This is a genomic window from Chloroflexota bacterium (assembly GCA_026706485.1).
GTDB lineage: Bacteria > Chloroflexota > UBA11872 > UBA11872 > UBA11872 > JAJECS01.
The window spans coordinates 14,323-27,451 of sequence record JAPOYR010000001.1 but is presented as its reverse complement, the minus strand read 5'-3'; the positions used below and the strand labels follow the sequence as shown (position 1 = coordinate 27,451).

Sequence of the window (13,129 nt, the reverse complement as noted above, 5' to 3'; positions counted from 1 at the left end):
GGAGACCGCCTGGGCGCCTAAGGCTTCCCGTTCGGCCGGCGGCCGAACGGGCGTGGGCTACGTGCCCGAGGGGTAGTAGCCCAGCAGCTGCTGAAGTTTCGAGAGGCTCAGAATGGAGATCAGCCGCTTGCGTCCTTGCGCCGGCGCCAGGGCGCCCGCCCGCCGCAGCGTGCTGATGGCCAGGCTCACGCTTTCCCGCACCGTGCCGAGCCGCTGCGCCAGCTCCTCGTGCGTCACTTCCAGGTCCGTGGTGCCCTCGCGCTCGGCCATTTGCAGCAGGGCCAGCGCCACCGAATCGGCCACGCTGGCCAGGGCGGTGTGGCTCGCCCGAGTCTCGACCGCGGCCAAGCGCCGAATCTGCGATCGGACGAGCTCGACGCTGAAGCTCGGGTACTTGCGCAGCAAACGCTGAAAGGCGGCCCCGTCGAGCCAGGCTACGTGCGCCGGCGCATCGGCCTCGATGAAGGTGCGCTCGTAGGTCTCGCTGGGGAAGAGGTTCTCGAACCAATCCCCCTGCCGCAGCGAGGCCGTGGCAAGCTGCTTGCCCTTCGGGCTCAGGCGCCAGACGGTGATTGCCCCATCGCACACGATGCCGACCCGCGGACGGTCCACGGCCGGATCCATCACGAGGTCGCCGGCGCGATAGTTCGCCGGGTGCGCGCCTTCCGCGCGCAGGTTAGCCATGAGCTTCGCGCCCACGGTCCGGTCTCCGCCAGTGTTCGACGTCATTGTCGACCACTCCTCCGTTTAGCACGGGCGACGTCCGCCGCGTCAGCTGGAGCATAGGCCGACAACCGGACCGAATCATGAAAATCAGGTGAGGACGTGCCGCGGGCCCCAGCGAGGCCCGTGGATCAGATGTGATATCTCACGTTCGCGCGGTCGTCCGCCGGGCTGGCGTGACCGTCCGCGGGGAGTCGCACCTCAAAAACCGCCCCGCCAAGCTCGCTGCGTCCGGCCTCCACGCTGCCGCCGTGCGCTTCGGCCACGCGCTTGACGATCGTCAGGCCCAGCCCGGTGCCGCCGGTCGCGCGCGACCGCGAGGGATCCACCCGATAGAACCGTTCGAAGATGTGGGGCACATGCTCGGGATCGATCCCGCGGCCGTCGTCCGCCACCACCAGCCGCGCCATGCCGTTGTGCCGTCGCACGTCGACCTCGATCCGGCCCGCGGGTTCCGTCGCCGCAATGGCGTTCTGCACCAGGTTTCGCACCACGCGTTCGAGCCTGTCCACGTCCCCGGAGATCAGCACCTCGCCGTCCCCCTGCACCCACAGCTCGCGGCTCCCCGCCAGCGGTTCGAGGTCGTGGACGGCTCGCTCGGCCAGCGCGCGCACCTCCACCGGCTCGAACCGCATTTCCGTCGCCGCGTCCAGCTCGGCGATGGCCAACAGGTCGTCCACGATCCGCTGCATGCGCGTGGCTTCGCGCAGGATCGCGTCCGCGGCCTCGTCGTCAGCACCGGGTGCCGCGCCGCGGCACAGGATCTCGGCATTGCCGCGAATCACCGTCAGCGGTGTCTTCAGCTCGTGTGATGCGTCGGCCAGAAAGCGGTGCTGCGAGGTCACCAGCTGCTCGATCGAGTCGAGCATTCGATTGAACGTCCGGCCCAGCGTCTTGATTTCGTCCCCGCCCTTCCCAACCTCGATCCGTCGGCTGAGGTCCCCGACCTGGTAGATCGCCTCCGCGGTGCGCGTCAGGGCCTTGACCGGGTTCATGGACTTGCGCGTGAGGTATAAGCCGCTCACCAGGGCCACGGCAACCACGCCGGCCATCCCGCCGAGCAGATAGCCATGGAACGGCAGAATGGCGCCCTCGGCGACGTCGACCGAGCTCGCGACCTGCAGCACCCCCTCGATTTCGCCCTGCCACACGATCGGAGCAATCAGGACGCGCATGCGGGTGCCGTCCTGCAAGCGCACGTCCTCGAACTGCTCTTCTCCCGTGCGCAGCGCCTCGTACACCCCCGGAGTCACGGGGAGCTGCCGTCCTCGCAGATTCGCCGACGTCATTTCGGGCATGCCGGACGGGCTCACGAATTGGTGGTAGATGTCGGGTTGCGCCAGCTCCGTCGTGATCGCGTCCGGCAGGAGGGGAAGCGTCGCTTGCACGCCCGCGACCGGCTGGCCGGCCTCACCGAGCTCCAGCACGTGACCCGCGCGGCCTTGCAGCGCCACGTCCACTTCGCTTCGCACCCGCGCCGCCAGGAGAAAGTGCAGCAGCAGCCCAAACCCGAGCACCGTGGCCACCACAAAGCCCACGTACCACAGCGCCAGCTTGAGCCGGATACTCACGCGGTCGCCTTTCGCAGCACGTAGCCGACGCCCCGCACCGTGTGAATCAGGCGTGGGTGGTCAGCCGTTTCGAGCTTGCGTCTGAGGTAGCCGACGTACACGTCCACCACGTTGGACACGGCCCTCGGCTCGTAGCCCCACATCCGGTCGAGCAACTCCGACCGTGTGAGCACGCGGCCCGGCTGCTCCATCAACGCGCGCAAGAGCTCGAACTCGGTCTGCGTCAGGCTCAGGGGCTCGCCCATCGCGGTGACCTGCCGCGACCCGAGGTCCATCTGCACGCCGTCGAAGGACAGCACCCGGCGCTCGGCCGGCCCGTGCCGGCGCAGCAGGGCTCGCACGCGGGCCACCAGCTCGCCGAAAGCGAAGGGCTTCGGCAGGTAGTCGTCGGCCCCGGCGTCCAGGCCGCGGATGCGGTCCGCCACGCGATCCCGCGCCGTGAGGAACAGGACCGGAACGTCATTCTTCGCCCGAACCTGGTGGAGCACGTCGAAGCCGTCGAGTCCCGGCATCATCACGTCCAGGATCACCACGTCGGCCGCCCCGGCGTTGATGGCCTCGAGCGCCTGCGCGCCATCGGAGGCCACGCGCACGTCGAACCCCTCGATGCCCAGGCCGCGTCGCAGCATATCCAGGATCGCCGGATCGTCATCAACCGCCAGGATCCGGGGAGTGGGCTCAACGTCGCTGCGCGCCACCTGCCGCCAACCTATCGCGACGGAGACACGGCAGGGCCGGCGCGCCGCCCGACGTCACCGTGCCTCGGCCCTGGCGCCATGCCACTCTGCATCTGACTGCCTCGTTTCAGTGTAGTGATCCGGGCCTCATCCGCGCACGAGGTCCGTTTCCACCACGCGCCGCAGGATGCTCACCGCGTCGAGCAACTCAGCCGTGTCATCGATTCGCGCGATCTGAATCACCATCCCGGCGACACCGTCGCGGACGGCGACGGCCAGGCGAGCCTCGTAGATGTCGCCGCCGCTGGCCACGCGCGTGCGAGCGGCGCCCGAGGCAGTTCCGATTCCGGGCGATGATAGAGGCTCAAGCTCGGTGACATTCGCCGCCCGCGCTGCCGCCTGGAGTCCTTGCACCAGGCCGAGCGCCAGGCTTTCGAGAAACGTATCCGGTCGCTCGATGATGCCGGCGACCACCTGCACGTCCACGGGCTCGACGGCGCTCCCCACCAGCACGAGCGCAAGCAGGAACGGATCGCCGCGCCGCACGACCAATGGGTCGAGAAACTGGTCGGCCAAGCCCACCACATCGGCCGTGATTTCGCCGGCGCCGGGCTGGAGGACCGTCAACGCGGGGTCGTCCGGCAGGTCGCCCGGACCCGGGAGCAGTGCCAGCAGCTCGGCATCGGTGGGCGGCACCGGACCCGTCGGCGTCGGCGGAATGGTCGGCGATGTTGTCGGCGCCGGTGACGGCTCGACCGCCGGCGAAGCCACCGGCGTCGTCGGCGGCACCGGCGCCTCTGCAGGAGTTGGTGTGGCGGTTACGGACGGCGTGGGGGTCGGCGTGGCGGTGGCAAACGGAATCGGCGTCCAGGTGGGGGTCGGATCCGGCGTGACCGTGGCCGGAGGGCGGGCCGTCGTGGCTGGCACGCCCGGCAGGTCACAGGCTCCCAGCATCGCGCCAAGGATCGCGATGACCGCCACGGCTCGGATCGAGATGCGCGCAACCGGCGCGGCGCGGTCGTGTGGCGTGGCTGACGGCCCTTTCATGGCAGGCCCGCGATTCTAGTGGCGTTGGCGGAAACCGTGTGCCTATCCGGCGAGCGGCACCCGCTGACCGTCCTGCATGATCAGTCGGCCGTCGACGTGAACGGTCGGACGCGCGATCACGCCGTCCTGATGAAACGGCACGTCAACGGTGCCACCAATGTGAAGGCTCGCGCCCAGCGCCACGTGCGCCGTGCCCGCCACCTTCTCGGCTTCCAAGATGTTGCCGCTGAGCCGGGCATTGGGATTCGTACCGATCCCAAGCTCGGCGAGGTTGCGCGCCCCGTCGCCCACCTCCGCGAACACCGCCTCGAGCTGCACCGCGCCGGCGCCTTCCACGCCTACGGCCAGACCCTCCTGAATTCGGATTCGCATCGGCGGGTCCGGCATTACGTCCTCGATCATCGAGGCCGCGTCGATCACCACGGTTCCAGTCGCGGTGCCCTCCACGGGAGCGATGAACGCCTCGCCCGCCGGGAGGTTCCCCATGTCGCCTGGCGTCGTGAAGTGTCCGGTGTCGGCCAGGCCGTCCCTCCCCACGGCGCTAAACGTCAGATTGCAGCCGCCCGGTGAGGTGAGCGTGACCTCCGCGCCGGCGCTCAAGATGGTCGCCAGCTCTTCCGACTCGCGCGCAATGGCGGAGTAGTCCGCCGCCAGCGTCCGCATGGCCATCTCGTAGGTGATCGACGGCATGCTTGCCACCCGGGCGCCGGCATCGGTCGCCGCCGTACGCGCGCGAGTGTGCGTGAGCGACTTCGACGTGGGCAGCACGCAAACCGTCGCGGTGCCCATGGCCTCGGCGACGTCCGTCGGCGGCTCGCTGCCGTGGCGCTCGGCCACCGGCATCACCAGCAGCGTCGCGTCGCGCGCGTGCCGCAGCGCGCCGACATGGAACAGCTCGCCGATGGCCTGCTTGGGGGGATCGGTCACGATCACCACCCGGTCGTCGGCGGTGACCGCCAGGCACTGGCGCATCACGTTGTCGACCATCGCCAATTCGTCGGCGGTCAACCTCCGCGGTGGATGCGTGTCCGGTCGCACCGACTCGACATGGTCCATTTCACGCCCCTGAAACAGTGGTCGCGCGAATGATATCCCCGGCTCGCCGCGACATGGGTCCGAATCCGTCAAGCGGCTGCCGTCCTCCGCGCCGTCGCGGAGCGTCTGTCGAATCCTTCGCCGGGCCGGCGCTGCTCCGTCCGGACCGCCTAGCCCGGCGAGAGAACAGCAGCCGCAAGGCGAACCAGGATGGTGGTGTGCCCGATGATCAACACCACCGAATCCTCCGATCGCTCGGCGTGGGCGGCACGTCCGTCTCCCAGCCATTGGGCCGTCGTGCCGTCGTCGCTCGAAAGCCCAGCGCCAAGGCCGTCTGCCAGCATGTGAGCGACCAGGGCCGCCCAGAATTCGTCCAGGTCGTCTTCCGAGTCCCAGCGAAACTTCATCGTCAGCAGCCCGTGGCCCTGCTCGTTCCGATAGAGCGCGTAGGCGTCGCCGCCCCAGCCCGCAGCCGCTCCTGCCGCCGTCGGGACAGCCTGTGTTCCTCCAAGCCACACGCTCACCATGAATTCGCCAAAGACATCGCGCCGTACCTCGCTCCAGCCCGGCGGCAGTTGGCCGATCATTGATGGCAGGTTGACGTCCAGCGGCGCCTCTCCCGCCGCATATTTGGCCGGATGCAATATCTGCTCGGTTGACGCCGGCAATCGCGCATAGGCGGCGTCCACCGCACGCCAACCGCCATCCAGCAGAGCCGTCACAAAGGTGTAGCCCGACACATAGGGAAAGAGCAGCACGGCCTGCAACGCCGGCGGCGACTTTGAGAACGCATCGTCCGGCGGCTGCGCGGACGATCCAAGCTCGGCGAGCTCCGCCTGCCGCAGTTGCTGCATGGCGTACTGCAACCCGGCAACCGTCGCGTCGCCCTCGATAAGCGCCAGGAGTGCCGCCAGTGCATCCTGGTTGCCTTCGACGCTGTCTTCCAGCGCATCCAGGTCGAACGCACGGTCCTGCAGCGCATGCACGTATTCGTGCGCCAGAGTCACGATGATCATCGGGGCCGCCGCATCGTGGTCCCCGATGACGACGATTTCCTCGGTATCCGAGTCGTAGAACCCGGCAACCTGCTCGGTGTAGAGCGCCAGTTGCAGCTCGTAGAGATCTTGGTCAGGGCGAATCAGACCGAGCAGGTCCCATTCCAGCTGATCGGCTGCGGCCTCATCCGCCGGATACTCCTCCTCGAGCGCGGCGACTAGCCACACCGCAAACTCTTCCGGCGTCATCAGCGACGCCGGAACATCCCACGGTTCGAGGCCGCGCCAGGCCGCAAGCCTCGGGCCCATCTCCGCCAGCAGCGCCGCGAGCTCTGGCGCCACGGGGCGCGCCGGCTGTGGCCTGATCGTGGGAGTCGGCGTAGCCGACGGCGTGGGCGTGAACACCCTGGGCGTCGGCGTTGGGACGGGTGTCGGCGTTGGCGGAGGTGTCGGCGTGGCGGCTACCGGTTCAGCCGCGACCGTGGGTGAAGCCTCCGCGCGAACGGCGGTCGGGACTGCCGTCGCAGGGGCCGGTTGGGACTGGGTCGGAGCCGGGGGCGGCGTGGCGAGAATCGCCGCCACCGTCGCGGGCGCTTCGACCTCGGATCTCGCGTCGTCGGACGGGTCGCATGCCCACGTGGCCGCCAGAATGAGCGCCAGCGCCGCGGTCCACGCCAGGCGTCGACGCAGTGGCCGCGACTTCAACGATACCCAGCGCGCGCCGGCGCACAACGCGCGCGGCTCAGCGTGCCGCATGCGTCCTATCGCTAACCGCCCGCGGGAGATTGGAAACGCGCCATGCGATGGCAAACCTCTCGACACAACGTCAGCGAGCGTATCTCCCCGGCTCGCGGCGCGGTGTGCCGGCTCCTACACTCGCCTCCGCTCGGCCGAATAACCCTTCGGAGCCACCGCCGTGTCACCGGACGACCTGGCCTACGCGCGCGCCGTTGACATCGCGCGCTGGATTCGCGGCGGCGAGCTGACCTCGCGCTCGGCGGTGACGGCCAGCCTGGACCGGATCGAAGCCGCCGACGCGCGCCTGCACGCGTTTGTGGACCTCGCGCCGGAGCTGGCCCTGGCCGCGGCCGCCGCGGCCGACGCCGCCGTGGACCGCGGCGATTCGCTGGGGCCGCTGCACGGCGTGCCGGTGGCGATCAAAGTGCAGATGCAGGTGCGGGGAATGGCGTTCCACCGCGGCTCGCGGCTTTTCGCCGATGACGTGGGCCAGCGCGACGCGCCGGCCGTCGAGCGCCTCAAGCGTGCCGGCGCCATCGTGGTGGGCATGACCGCGATGCCGGAGTTCGGGCACCTGGCCTTCGCCCACAACCCCATGGGACCGACGACGCGAAATCCCTGGAGCCCCTCGCACACCTGCGGCGGGTCGAGCAGCGGCTCCGCCGTGGCTCTCGCCGCCGGCTACGTGCCGCTGGTACTCGGCTCCGACGGCGGCGGGTCCATTCGCATTCCCGCCAGCTGTTGCGGCGTATTCGGCCACAAGCCCTCGTTGGGCCGCGTGCCCTATGTGCCCATCGTCGGCGGCCGCGACGCGGTTTCCCACCTGGGGCCCATGGCGCGCTCGGCGGTGGACATGGCGCTCGGGCTGGCGATCATTGCCGGTCCGCACGAGGACGACTTGATCACGCTGCCGCCCGACGAGGCCGACTACCGTGAGGCGGCGCTCGCCGGCGTCGACGGCGCCCGGGTGGCATGGGCGCCGCAGCTGGGCGCCGATGTGGTCGACGCCGAAGTGGTGGACATCTGCGCGGCCGCGCTCGACGCCTTCCGCGCGGCTGGATGCGAGCTTGCCACCGTTCCTCCGATGCTCAGCGACGCGACCCGCGAATGGGCCACCCTGTTCACCACGCTCCTCGCCGCCCAGGTGGGGCATCGCATGGACGAGGTGCGGGCCGTCAGCGAGCCCAGCCTGCTCGCGGCGGCTGAAGCCGGGCTTGCAGTGTCGGGCATGGAAATGATGGCGGCCGGGTCGGCGCGGCGTCGACTCTGGGACGAGATGGCCGACCTCTTCGCGCGGCACGACGTGGTGGTGACTCCCACGCTCCTGATGCCCCCGCTGCCGATCGACGAACCGGACGGCAGGCCCGCCGACCCCAACGTCTGGGCCCAACGCTGGTTCCGCCACGTCTACCCCTTCAACATGACCGGCCAGCCGGCGGCCACCGTGCCCGCCGGGGTCACGCGCGACGGTCTCCCCGTCGGGCTGCAGATCGTCGGCGCCCGACATGCCGACGCCGACGTGCTGCGCTTCGCCGCGGCATTTGACGCCCACTGGCCCGCGGCGCACATGCAGCCGCCGGACCCGGAGGCGTAGCACGCCATCGGCTACCATGACCCCGAAAAAGGTCGTAGCCGGGCTAGCCCCGCCTTCCGTGTGCTCCGCATCGGCGGGTGGCGGCGCGCCGGGCGCGCCCGGTTAATGAAGGACAGGCGATGACCAGTCGTTCCGGTGGTCTCGAAGGGGTCGTGGCCGGTACCTCGGCGATCAGCTCGATCGACGGTCTGGCCGGCAAGCTCACCTATCGCGGGATCGATATCTTCGATCTGGCGAGTGACGCCACGTTTGAAGAAGTGGCGCATCTGCTCTGGCATGACGAGCTGCCGACGCAGAGCCAGCTCGACAGCTTGCTCAACGAGCTGTCCGCGGCCTACGCGTTGCCGCCGCCGGTGGTCGACGCTCTACGCCTCGTCCCGCAGTCAACGCCGCCGATGGACGCCTTGCGCAGCGGCGTCTCCATGTTGGGCGCGTTTGACCCCGATCTGGGCGACAACTCCCTGGAAGCCAACGCCCGAAAGTCGGTGCGCCTGCTCGCGCAAGTGTCGGCGGTCGTCGCCACCTTCGCCCGACTTGCAGCCGGCAATGAGCCGATCACCTCGGCCGAAGGCCCGGTCGCCGACGCGTTCCTTCAGATGTACACCGGCGAGCGGCCCGACGAGACCGCCGCCCGCGCCCTGGACGTGCTCCTGGTCTTGCAGGCCGACCACGAGCTCAACGCCAGCACCTTCGCGGGCCGTGTGATCGCCGCCACCCTTTCCGACATGCACTCGGCCGTCACCGGCGCCATCGGCGCCCTGCGCGGTCCGCTGCACGGCGGCGCCAACCAGGGCGTGATGGAGATGCTGATCGAAATCGGGTCGCCCGACGCGGCCGAGGACTGGGTGCGCGAGCGCCTGGCCCGGCGCGAGTTGATCATGGGCTTCGGGCACCGCGTCTACAAGACCGCCGACCCGCGCGCCACCATCCTGCGCGGCATGTCCCGCGAGCTCAGCCGCACCTCCGGCCACCCCGAGTGGTTCGAGATTTCCCAGGTGATCGAGCGCGTGATGATGGACGAGAAGGGGATCGACTCCAACGTGGACTTCTTCTCCGCCACGGTCTACGCCGCGCTCGGGCTGCCGGTGAATCTGTTCACGCCGATCTTCGCCATGAGCCGCACCAGCGGCTGGACCGCCCATGTGCTGGAACAGCTCGGCGACAACCGGCTGATCCGACCCCGCGCCGAGTACATCGGGCACACGGATCGGGCCTACACCCCCATGGCGGAGCGCGGCTAGCGCCGAGAGTCCAACGTGCCCGTGCCCAACGCCGCGCGTCCGTGAGGCATCCGGTGGCGATGGCGGGAGGTAGGGGCGGTTCGCGAACCGCCCGTGCGCTGCGCTCCGTGTCAGTGGGAAGCGGGACCGGTGCTACACTTCAGCCCCGCGGCATGTCTTGTCGCCGCGCTCTTCCCCTCCGATGAAACGCACGTACCAGCCCAAGGTTCGCAAACGCAAGCGTGAGCACGGTTTTCGTGCCCGCATGTCTAGCCGGTCCGGGCGCGCGATTCTTCGCCGCCGGCGGCGTAAGGGTCGCAAGCGGCTCACGGTCTAGGCTCCTGGCGCTCGGGATGGACAGCGGCTCCGTCGCCGCGGGCATGCCATGAGCAATCGCCATCGGCTGCGAGGCGCCGCCGACATCTCGCGCGTGCGGCGCCGCGGCATGCGCGTGGCCTGCCCCTATTTCGTGCTGTTTGTGGCGCCGGGCGACTCCGAGACGACCCGTTTGGCCATCACGACGCCGCGCCGGCTTGGCGCCGCGGTCGCCCGAAACCGCATGCGTCGCCGCTTGCGGGCGGCGTTTCGGCCGCACCTGGCAACGCCGCAACCGGTCGTCGACATGGTGGCGCAGGCGCGCCGGCCGGTGGCCGACGCGCCCTGGGACTGCCTCACCGGGGCGGTGGCCAAATCCCTGGCGCAGGCACGCGCCGCACAAGTCCCGAGCCTGGCGTGAAGCGCCCGGTGCTCGCCCTGATTCGCGGCTACCAGCGGTGGCTCTCCGGGGGGCTTGGCGCCCACTGCATCTATGAGCCGACCTGTTCCGAATTCGCCGCCGTCGCTGTCGAGCGCTACGGCGTGGCTCGCGGGCTCTGGCTCGCGCTGCGACGCATTGCGCGCTGCCATCCCTTCGCCGCCGGCGGCTTCGACCCGGTGCCCTAGCCGCGGATCTCAGCCATGGAACTCTTTTCCAGCATCGGCGAAACCTGGCAGACCTGGGCCGTCAACCCGCTGAGCGAAGTCCTCAATCTCATTCGCGATGGGGTTGGCAGCTACGCCATCGCGATCATCCTGTTCACGATCGGGATTCGCACGATCATGATCCCGCTCACCGTCAAGCAGATTCGCTCGCAGCGACGCATGCAGGTCCTGCAGCCCGAAATGGCGGAGATTCGCCGCAAGTTCAGAAACGATCGCCAGGCGCAGTCGCAGGCCACCATGAAGCTCTACAAGGAGCACGGCGTCAGTCCGCTCTCGGGGTGTCTGCCCATCTTCGTGCAGTTGCCGATCCTGCTGGCGCTCTACGGCGGCATTCTCACGCTGAGCGGCCAGGGGCTTCTCAACGAGCAATTCCTCTGGTTCAACCTGGCGCGCGAGGACTCCACAATCCCGATCCTCGGCGAATCCAGCCCGACGGCCCCCACCGACGTGCACCTGGCGACGACGTTTCCGATCACGCCGCTGGAGTCGCAGCTTGCCGCCGAGTTTGCCGGCCAGAACGCCAATTTCCGCTTCACCATCGATACCGTCGACCCCGCCGAGTCGGCGGCCGCGGTCAGCGGCGGACGCGCGAGTGCGGCGTTCGTCGAAGAGCGACAGGCGCTCACCGACTATCCGCCGGGCACCTCGGAGGCCCGGCTCGTGCAGGCGGCCGCATTCGTGGTCGAGCGCGATCGCCCGCTCACGCGGCTCACCAAGGCCGAAGCGGCCGGGGTCCTGCGTGGCGACATCACCGATTGGTCGCAGCTCGGCCTGCCCGCCGGCCCGATCAATATCTTTGGGCTCGGGAACGATATCGGCACCCGGAATCTGCTCTCGGAAATGCTGCTCGACGGCGAGCCCATACCGCCGCGGATCATCCAGCTGCACGCGACGGTCGAGGACTACATCGCGGAGCTCATTGCCGATCCCGGATCGCTCGGCATCTCCGGGCCGGTCGTGCATGACGGCGTGCGCATGGTCAACGTGGAGGCCGAAGGCGCCGACCGCGCGTTCTCCGCGAACGTGGCCGCGCTGCGCGACGAGAACTACTTCCTGGCCCGCGATGCCTACGTCTACTGGGCGCCGGGTGAGTCCGACGGCGAGAACTACGTGCAGAAGTGGTGGGACAGCCGGCAGGGGCAAACCGCCGCCGGCAACGCCGGGTTCACACGCATCCCCATCCAGCAGGACGTCTTCGGCCAAGGCGGCTTCTATATCTCGCTGCTGGCGCTGCTTGCCGGCGCCTTCCAGTTCGTGCAGGCCCGCATGATGGCCTCAAAGACCGCCGAGGGCCAGCAGGCGACGGTGAATCGGGTCATGCAGTTCATGCCCATCATCGTGGTCATCTTCGCCTGGTCGTTTCAGGCGGGCCTGGTGCTCTATTGGGTGATTTCCAGCATCATTGCCATCGTGCAGCAATACTTCACCACCGGAACCGGCGCGCTGATTCCCGCGCACTGGCCCATCGCGCGCGACATGACGGCCCGCCCGGACGCCCCGACGCCGGCCAAGGCCGTGGAAGACGCAGCAACCACCGAAGCCGCGAGCCGCAGCCCTGGTGAGGGCGTGGCGACGACCCCGCGGCGGCGACGACGCCGAAGGAGGCGCAGTGGCTGACCATCCAACCGACTCTTCCGACGCTCCCGAGAGCGTCGAGGCCGCCGGCGCTTCCGTTGAGGACGCGCTGCGCCAGGCCCTGCGGCAGCTCAATGCCACCATCGATGATGTCGATGTCGAGATTCTGTCCAGCGGCGGCTCGCGCCTGCTGCGTCGCGACGCCGAAGCCCGCGTACGCGTGGTGCGACGCGAGCGACCCTTTTCCGCCACCATCGATGAGACGGAGCATGAGCCCCCGGTCGAGCCCGAGTCGTCGGCCGAGCCCGAGCCGGAGCCGCCGGCACGCGCCGCCGAGCCGATTGAGGCCCCCGCCGATCCGCCTCCTGCCGACCCGCCGGCGCCCGAACCTGTCGAGGAGCCCGTCGCAGAGCAGCCCGCGACCCGCCCACGCGCGTCTCGCTCGCTGGTCGAAAGCGGCGAAGAGTTGCAGGACATCGTCGAAGACCTGCTCGTCGGCATGCTGGATCGCATGGGATTCATCGCCGAGATCGAACTCGTCGATGAGGATCCGCTCGCCTACAACGTCGTCGGCGACGACGATTTCTCCAAGCTGATCGGCCGCCATGGCTCCACGCTGCGCTCGTTTGGCTACCTGATCAACCTCATGGCCGGACGGCAGCTGGGCCAGCCGTGCCGGGTGCTCATCGACGTCAACAGCTATCGGGCACGCCGCGCGGACCACCTGCGCGAGCTGGCCGAGACCCTGGCCGACCAGGTGGACGAAACCCAAGAGCCCGTCACGCTGGAATCCATGCCCGCTAACGAACGCCGGCTGATTCACGTGGCCCTGGCCGACGACGAAAACGTCCGCACCTACAGCATCGGCGAGGGCGATGAGCGCCGGGTCGTGATCAGCCCGAAGGCCTAGTCGACCTCAAGTCAAGTCCCTTCCCCCTGGAAGGGGGAAGGCTAGGATGGGGGTCAGCGCCTG

At 69.2% G+C, this 13,129-nt stretch carries 13 protein-coding genes; 7 read left to right on the top strand and 6 right to left on the bottom strand.

Annotated elements, in window-relative coordinates:
• Positions 1 to 57 precede the first annotated feature (57 nt).
• The 6 genes from OXG79_00135 to OXG79_00110 all read right to left on the bottom strand — a co-directional run bounded on the left by OXG79_00135 (position 58) and on the right by OXG79_00110 (position 6,390).
• Positions 58 to 684: a Crp/Fnr family transcriptional regulator gene (locus OXG79_00135; protein MCY3782180.1), complete on the bottom strand. Its 627-nt coding sequence runs from the start codon at positions 682 to 684 to the stop codon at positions 58 to 60.
• 170 nt (positions 685 to 854) lie between these two features.
• Positions 855 to 2,294, bottom strand: a complete 1,440-nt coding sequence (locus tag OXG79_00130; GenBank protein ID MCY3782179.1) for an ATP-binding protein — start codon at positions 2,292 to 2,294, stop codon at positions 855 to 857.
• Positions 2,291 to 2,992, bottom strand: a complete 702-nt coding sequence (locus tag OXG79_00125; GenBank protein ID MCY3782178.1) for a response regulator transcription factor — start codon at positions 2,990 to 2,992, stop codon at positions 2,291 to 2,293. Before OXG79_00125 ends, OXG79_00130 begins: the two co-directional genes overlap by 4 nt.
• 126 nt (positions 2,993 to 3,118) lie before the next feature.
• Positions 3,119 to 4,018 carry a hypothetical protein gene (locus OXG79_00120; GenBank protein ID MCY3782177.1) on the bottom strand — a complete coding sequence of 300 codons (900 nt, stop codon included), beginning with the start codon at positions 4,016 to 4,018 and terminating at the stop codon, positions 3,119 to 3,121.
• Positions 4,019 to 4,060: 42 nt separating this feature from the next.
• Positions 4,061 to 5,026: an aminopeptidase gene (locus tag OXG79_00115; GenBank protein ID MCY3782176.1), complete on the bottom strand. Its 966-nt coding sequence runs from the start codon at positions 5,024 to 5,026 to the stop codon at positions 4,061 to 4,063.
• 197 nt (positions 5,027 to 5,223) lie between these two features.
• Positions 5,224 to 6,390, bottom strand: coding sequence for a hypothetical protein (locus OXG79_00110; GenBank protein ID MCY3782175.1), 1,167 nt, complete (start codon positions 6,388 to 6,390; stop codon positions 5,224 to 5,226).
• A gap of 574 nt (positions 6,391 to 6,964) precedes the next feature.
• On the opposite strand from OXG79_00110, the gene OXG79_00105 reads away from it, so the two are divergent.
• The 7 genes from OXG79_00105 to OXG79_00075 all read left to right on the top strand — a co-directional run bounded on the left by OXG79_00105 (position 6,965) and on the right by OXG79_00075 (position 13,066).
• A complete protein-coding gene (locus OXG79_00105; GenBank protein MCY3782174.1) occupies positions 6,965 to 8,380 on the top strand; it encodes an amidase family protein in 1,416 nt (471 codons plus the stop codon).
• 119 nt (positions 8,381 to 8,499) lie between these two features.
• Entirely contained in the window at positions 8,500 to 9,621 is a 1,122-nt protein-coding gene (locus OXG79_00100) for a citrate synthase (protein ID MCY3782173.1), read from the top strand.
• A 181-nt stretch (positions 9,622 to 9,802) separates the two neighbouring features.
• The gene (rpmH, locus tag OXG79_00095; protein ID MCY3782172.1) at positions 9,803 to 9,937 is read left to right on the top strand and encodes a 50S ribosomal protein L34; all 135 of its coding nucleotides are present in this window, start codon (positions 9,803 to 9,805) and stop codon (positions 9,935 to 9,937) included.
• A 48-nt stretch (positions 9,938 to 9,985) separates the two neighbouring features.
• Positions 9,986 to 10,336 carry a ribonuclease P protein component gene (gene rnpA / locus OXG79_00090; GenBank protein ID MCY3782171.1) on the top strand — a complete coding sequence of 117 codons (351 nt, stop codon included), beginning with the start codon at positions 9,986 to 9,988 and terminating at the stop codon, positions 10,334 to 10,336.
• Entirely contained in the window at positions 10,333 to 10,542 is a 210-nt protein-coding gene (gene yidD, locus OXG79_00085) for a membrane protein insertion efficiency factor YidD (protein MCY3782170.1), read from the top strand. The genes rnpA and yidD overlap by 4 nt, the downstream gene beginning before the upstream one ends.
• A gap of 15 nt (positions 10,543 to 10,557) precedes the next feature.
• Positions 10,558 to 12,198 (top strand): membrane protein insertase YidC, encoded by a 1,641-nt coding sequence (gene yidC / locus OXG79_00080; protein MCY3782169.1) that lies wholly within the window; start codon positions 10,558 to 10,560, stop codon positions 12,196 to 12,198.
• Positions 12,191 to 13,066, top strand: coding sequence for a Jag N-terminal domain-containing protein (locus OXG79_00075; GenBank protein MCY3782168.1), 876 nt, complete (start codon positions 12,191 to 12,193; stop codon positions 13,064 to 13,066). The genes yidC and OXG79_00075 overlap by 8 nt, the downstream gene beginning before the upstream one ends.
• Positions 13,067 to 13,129: the final 63 nt, after the last annotated feature.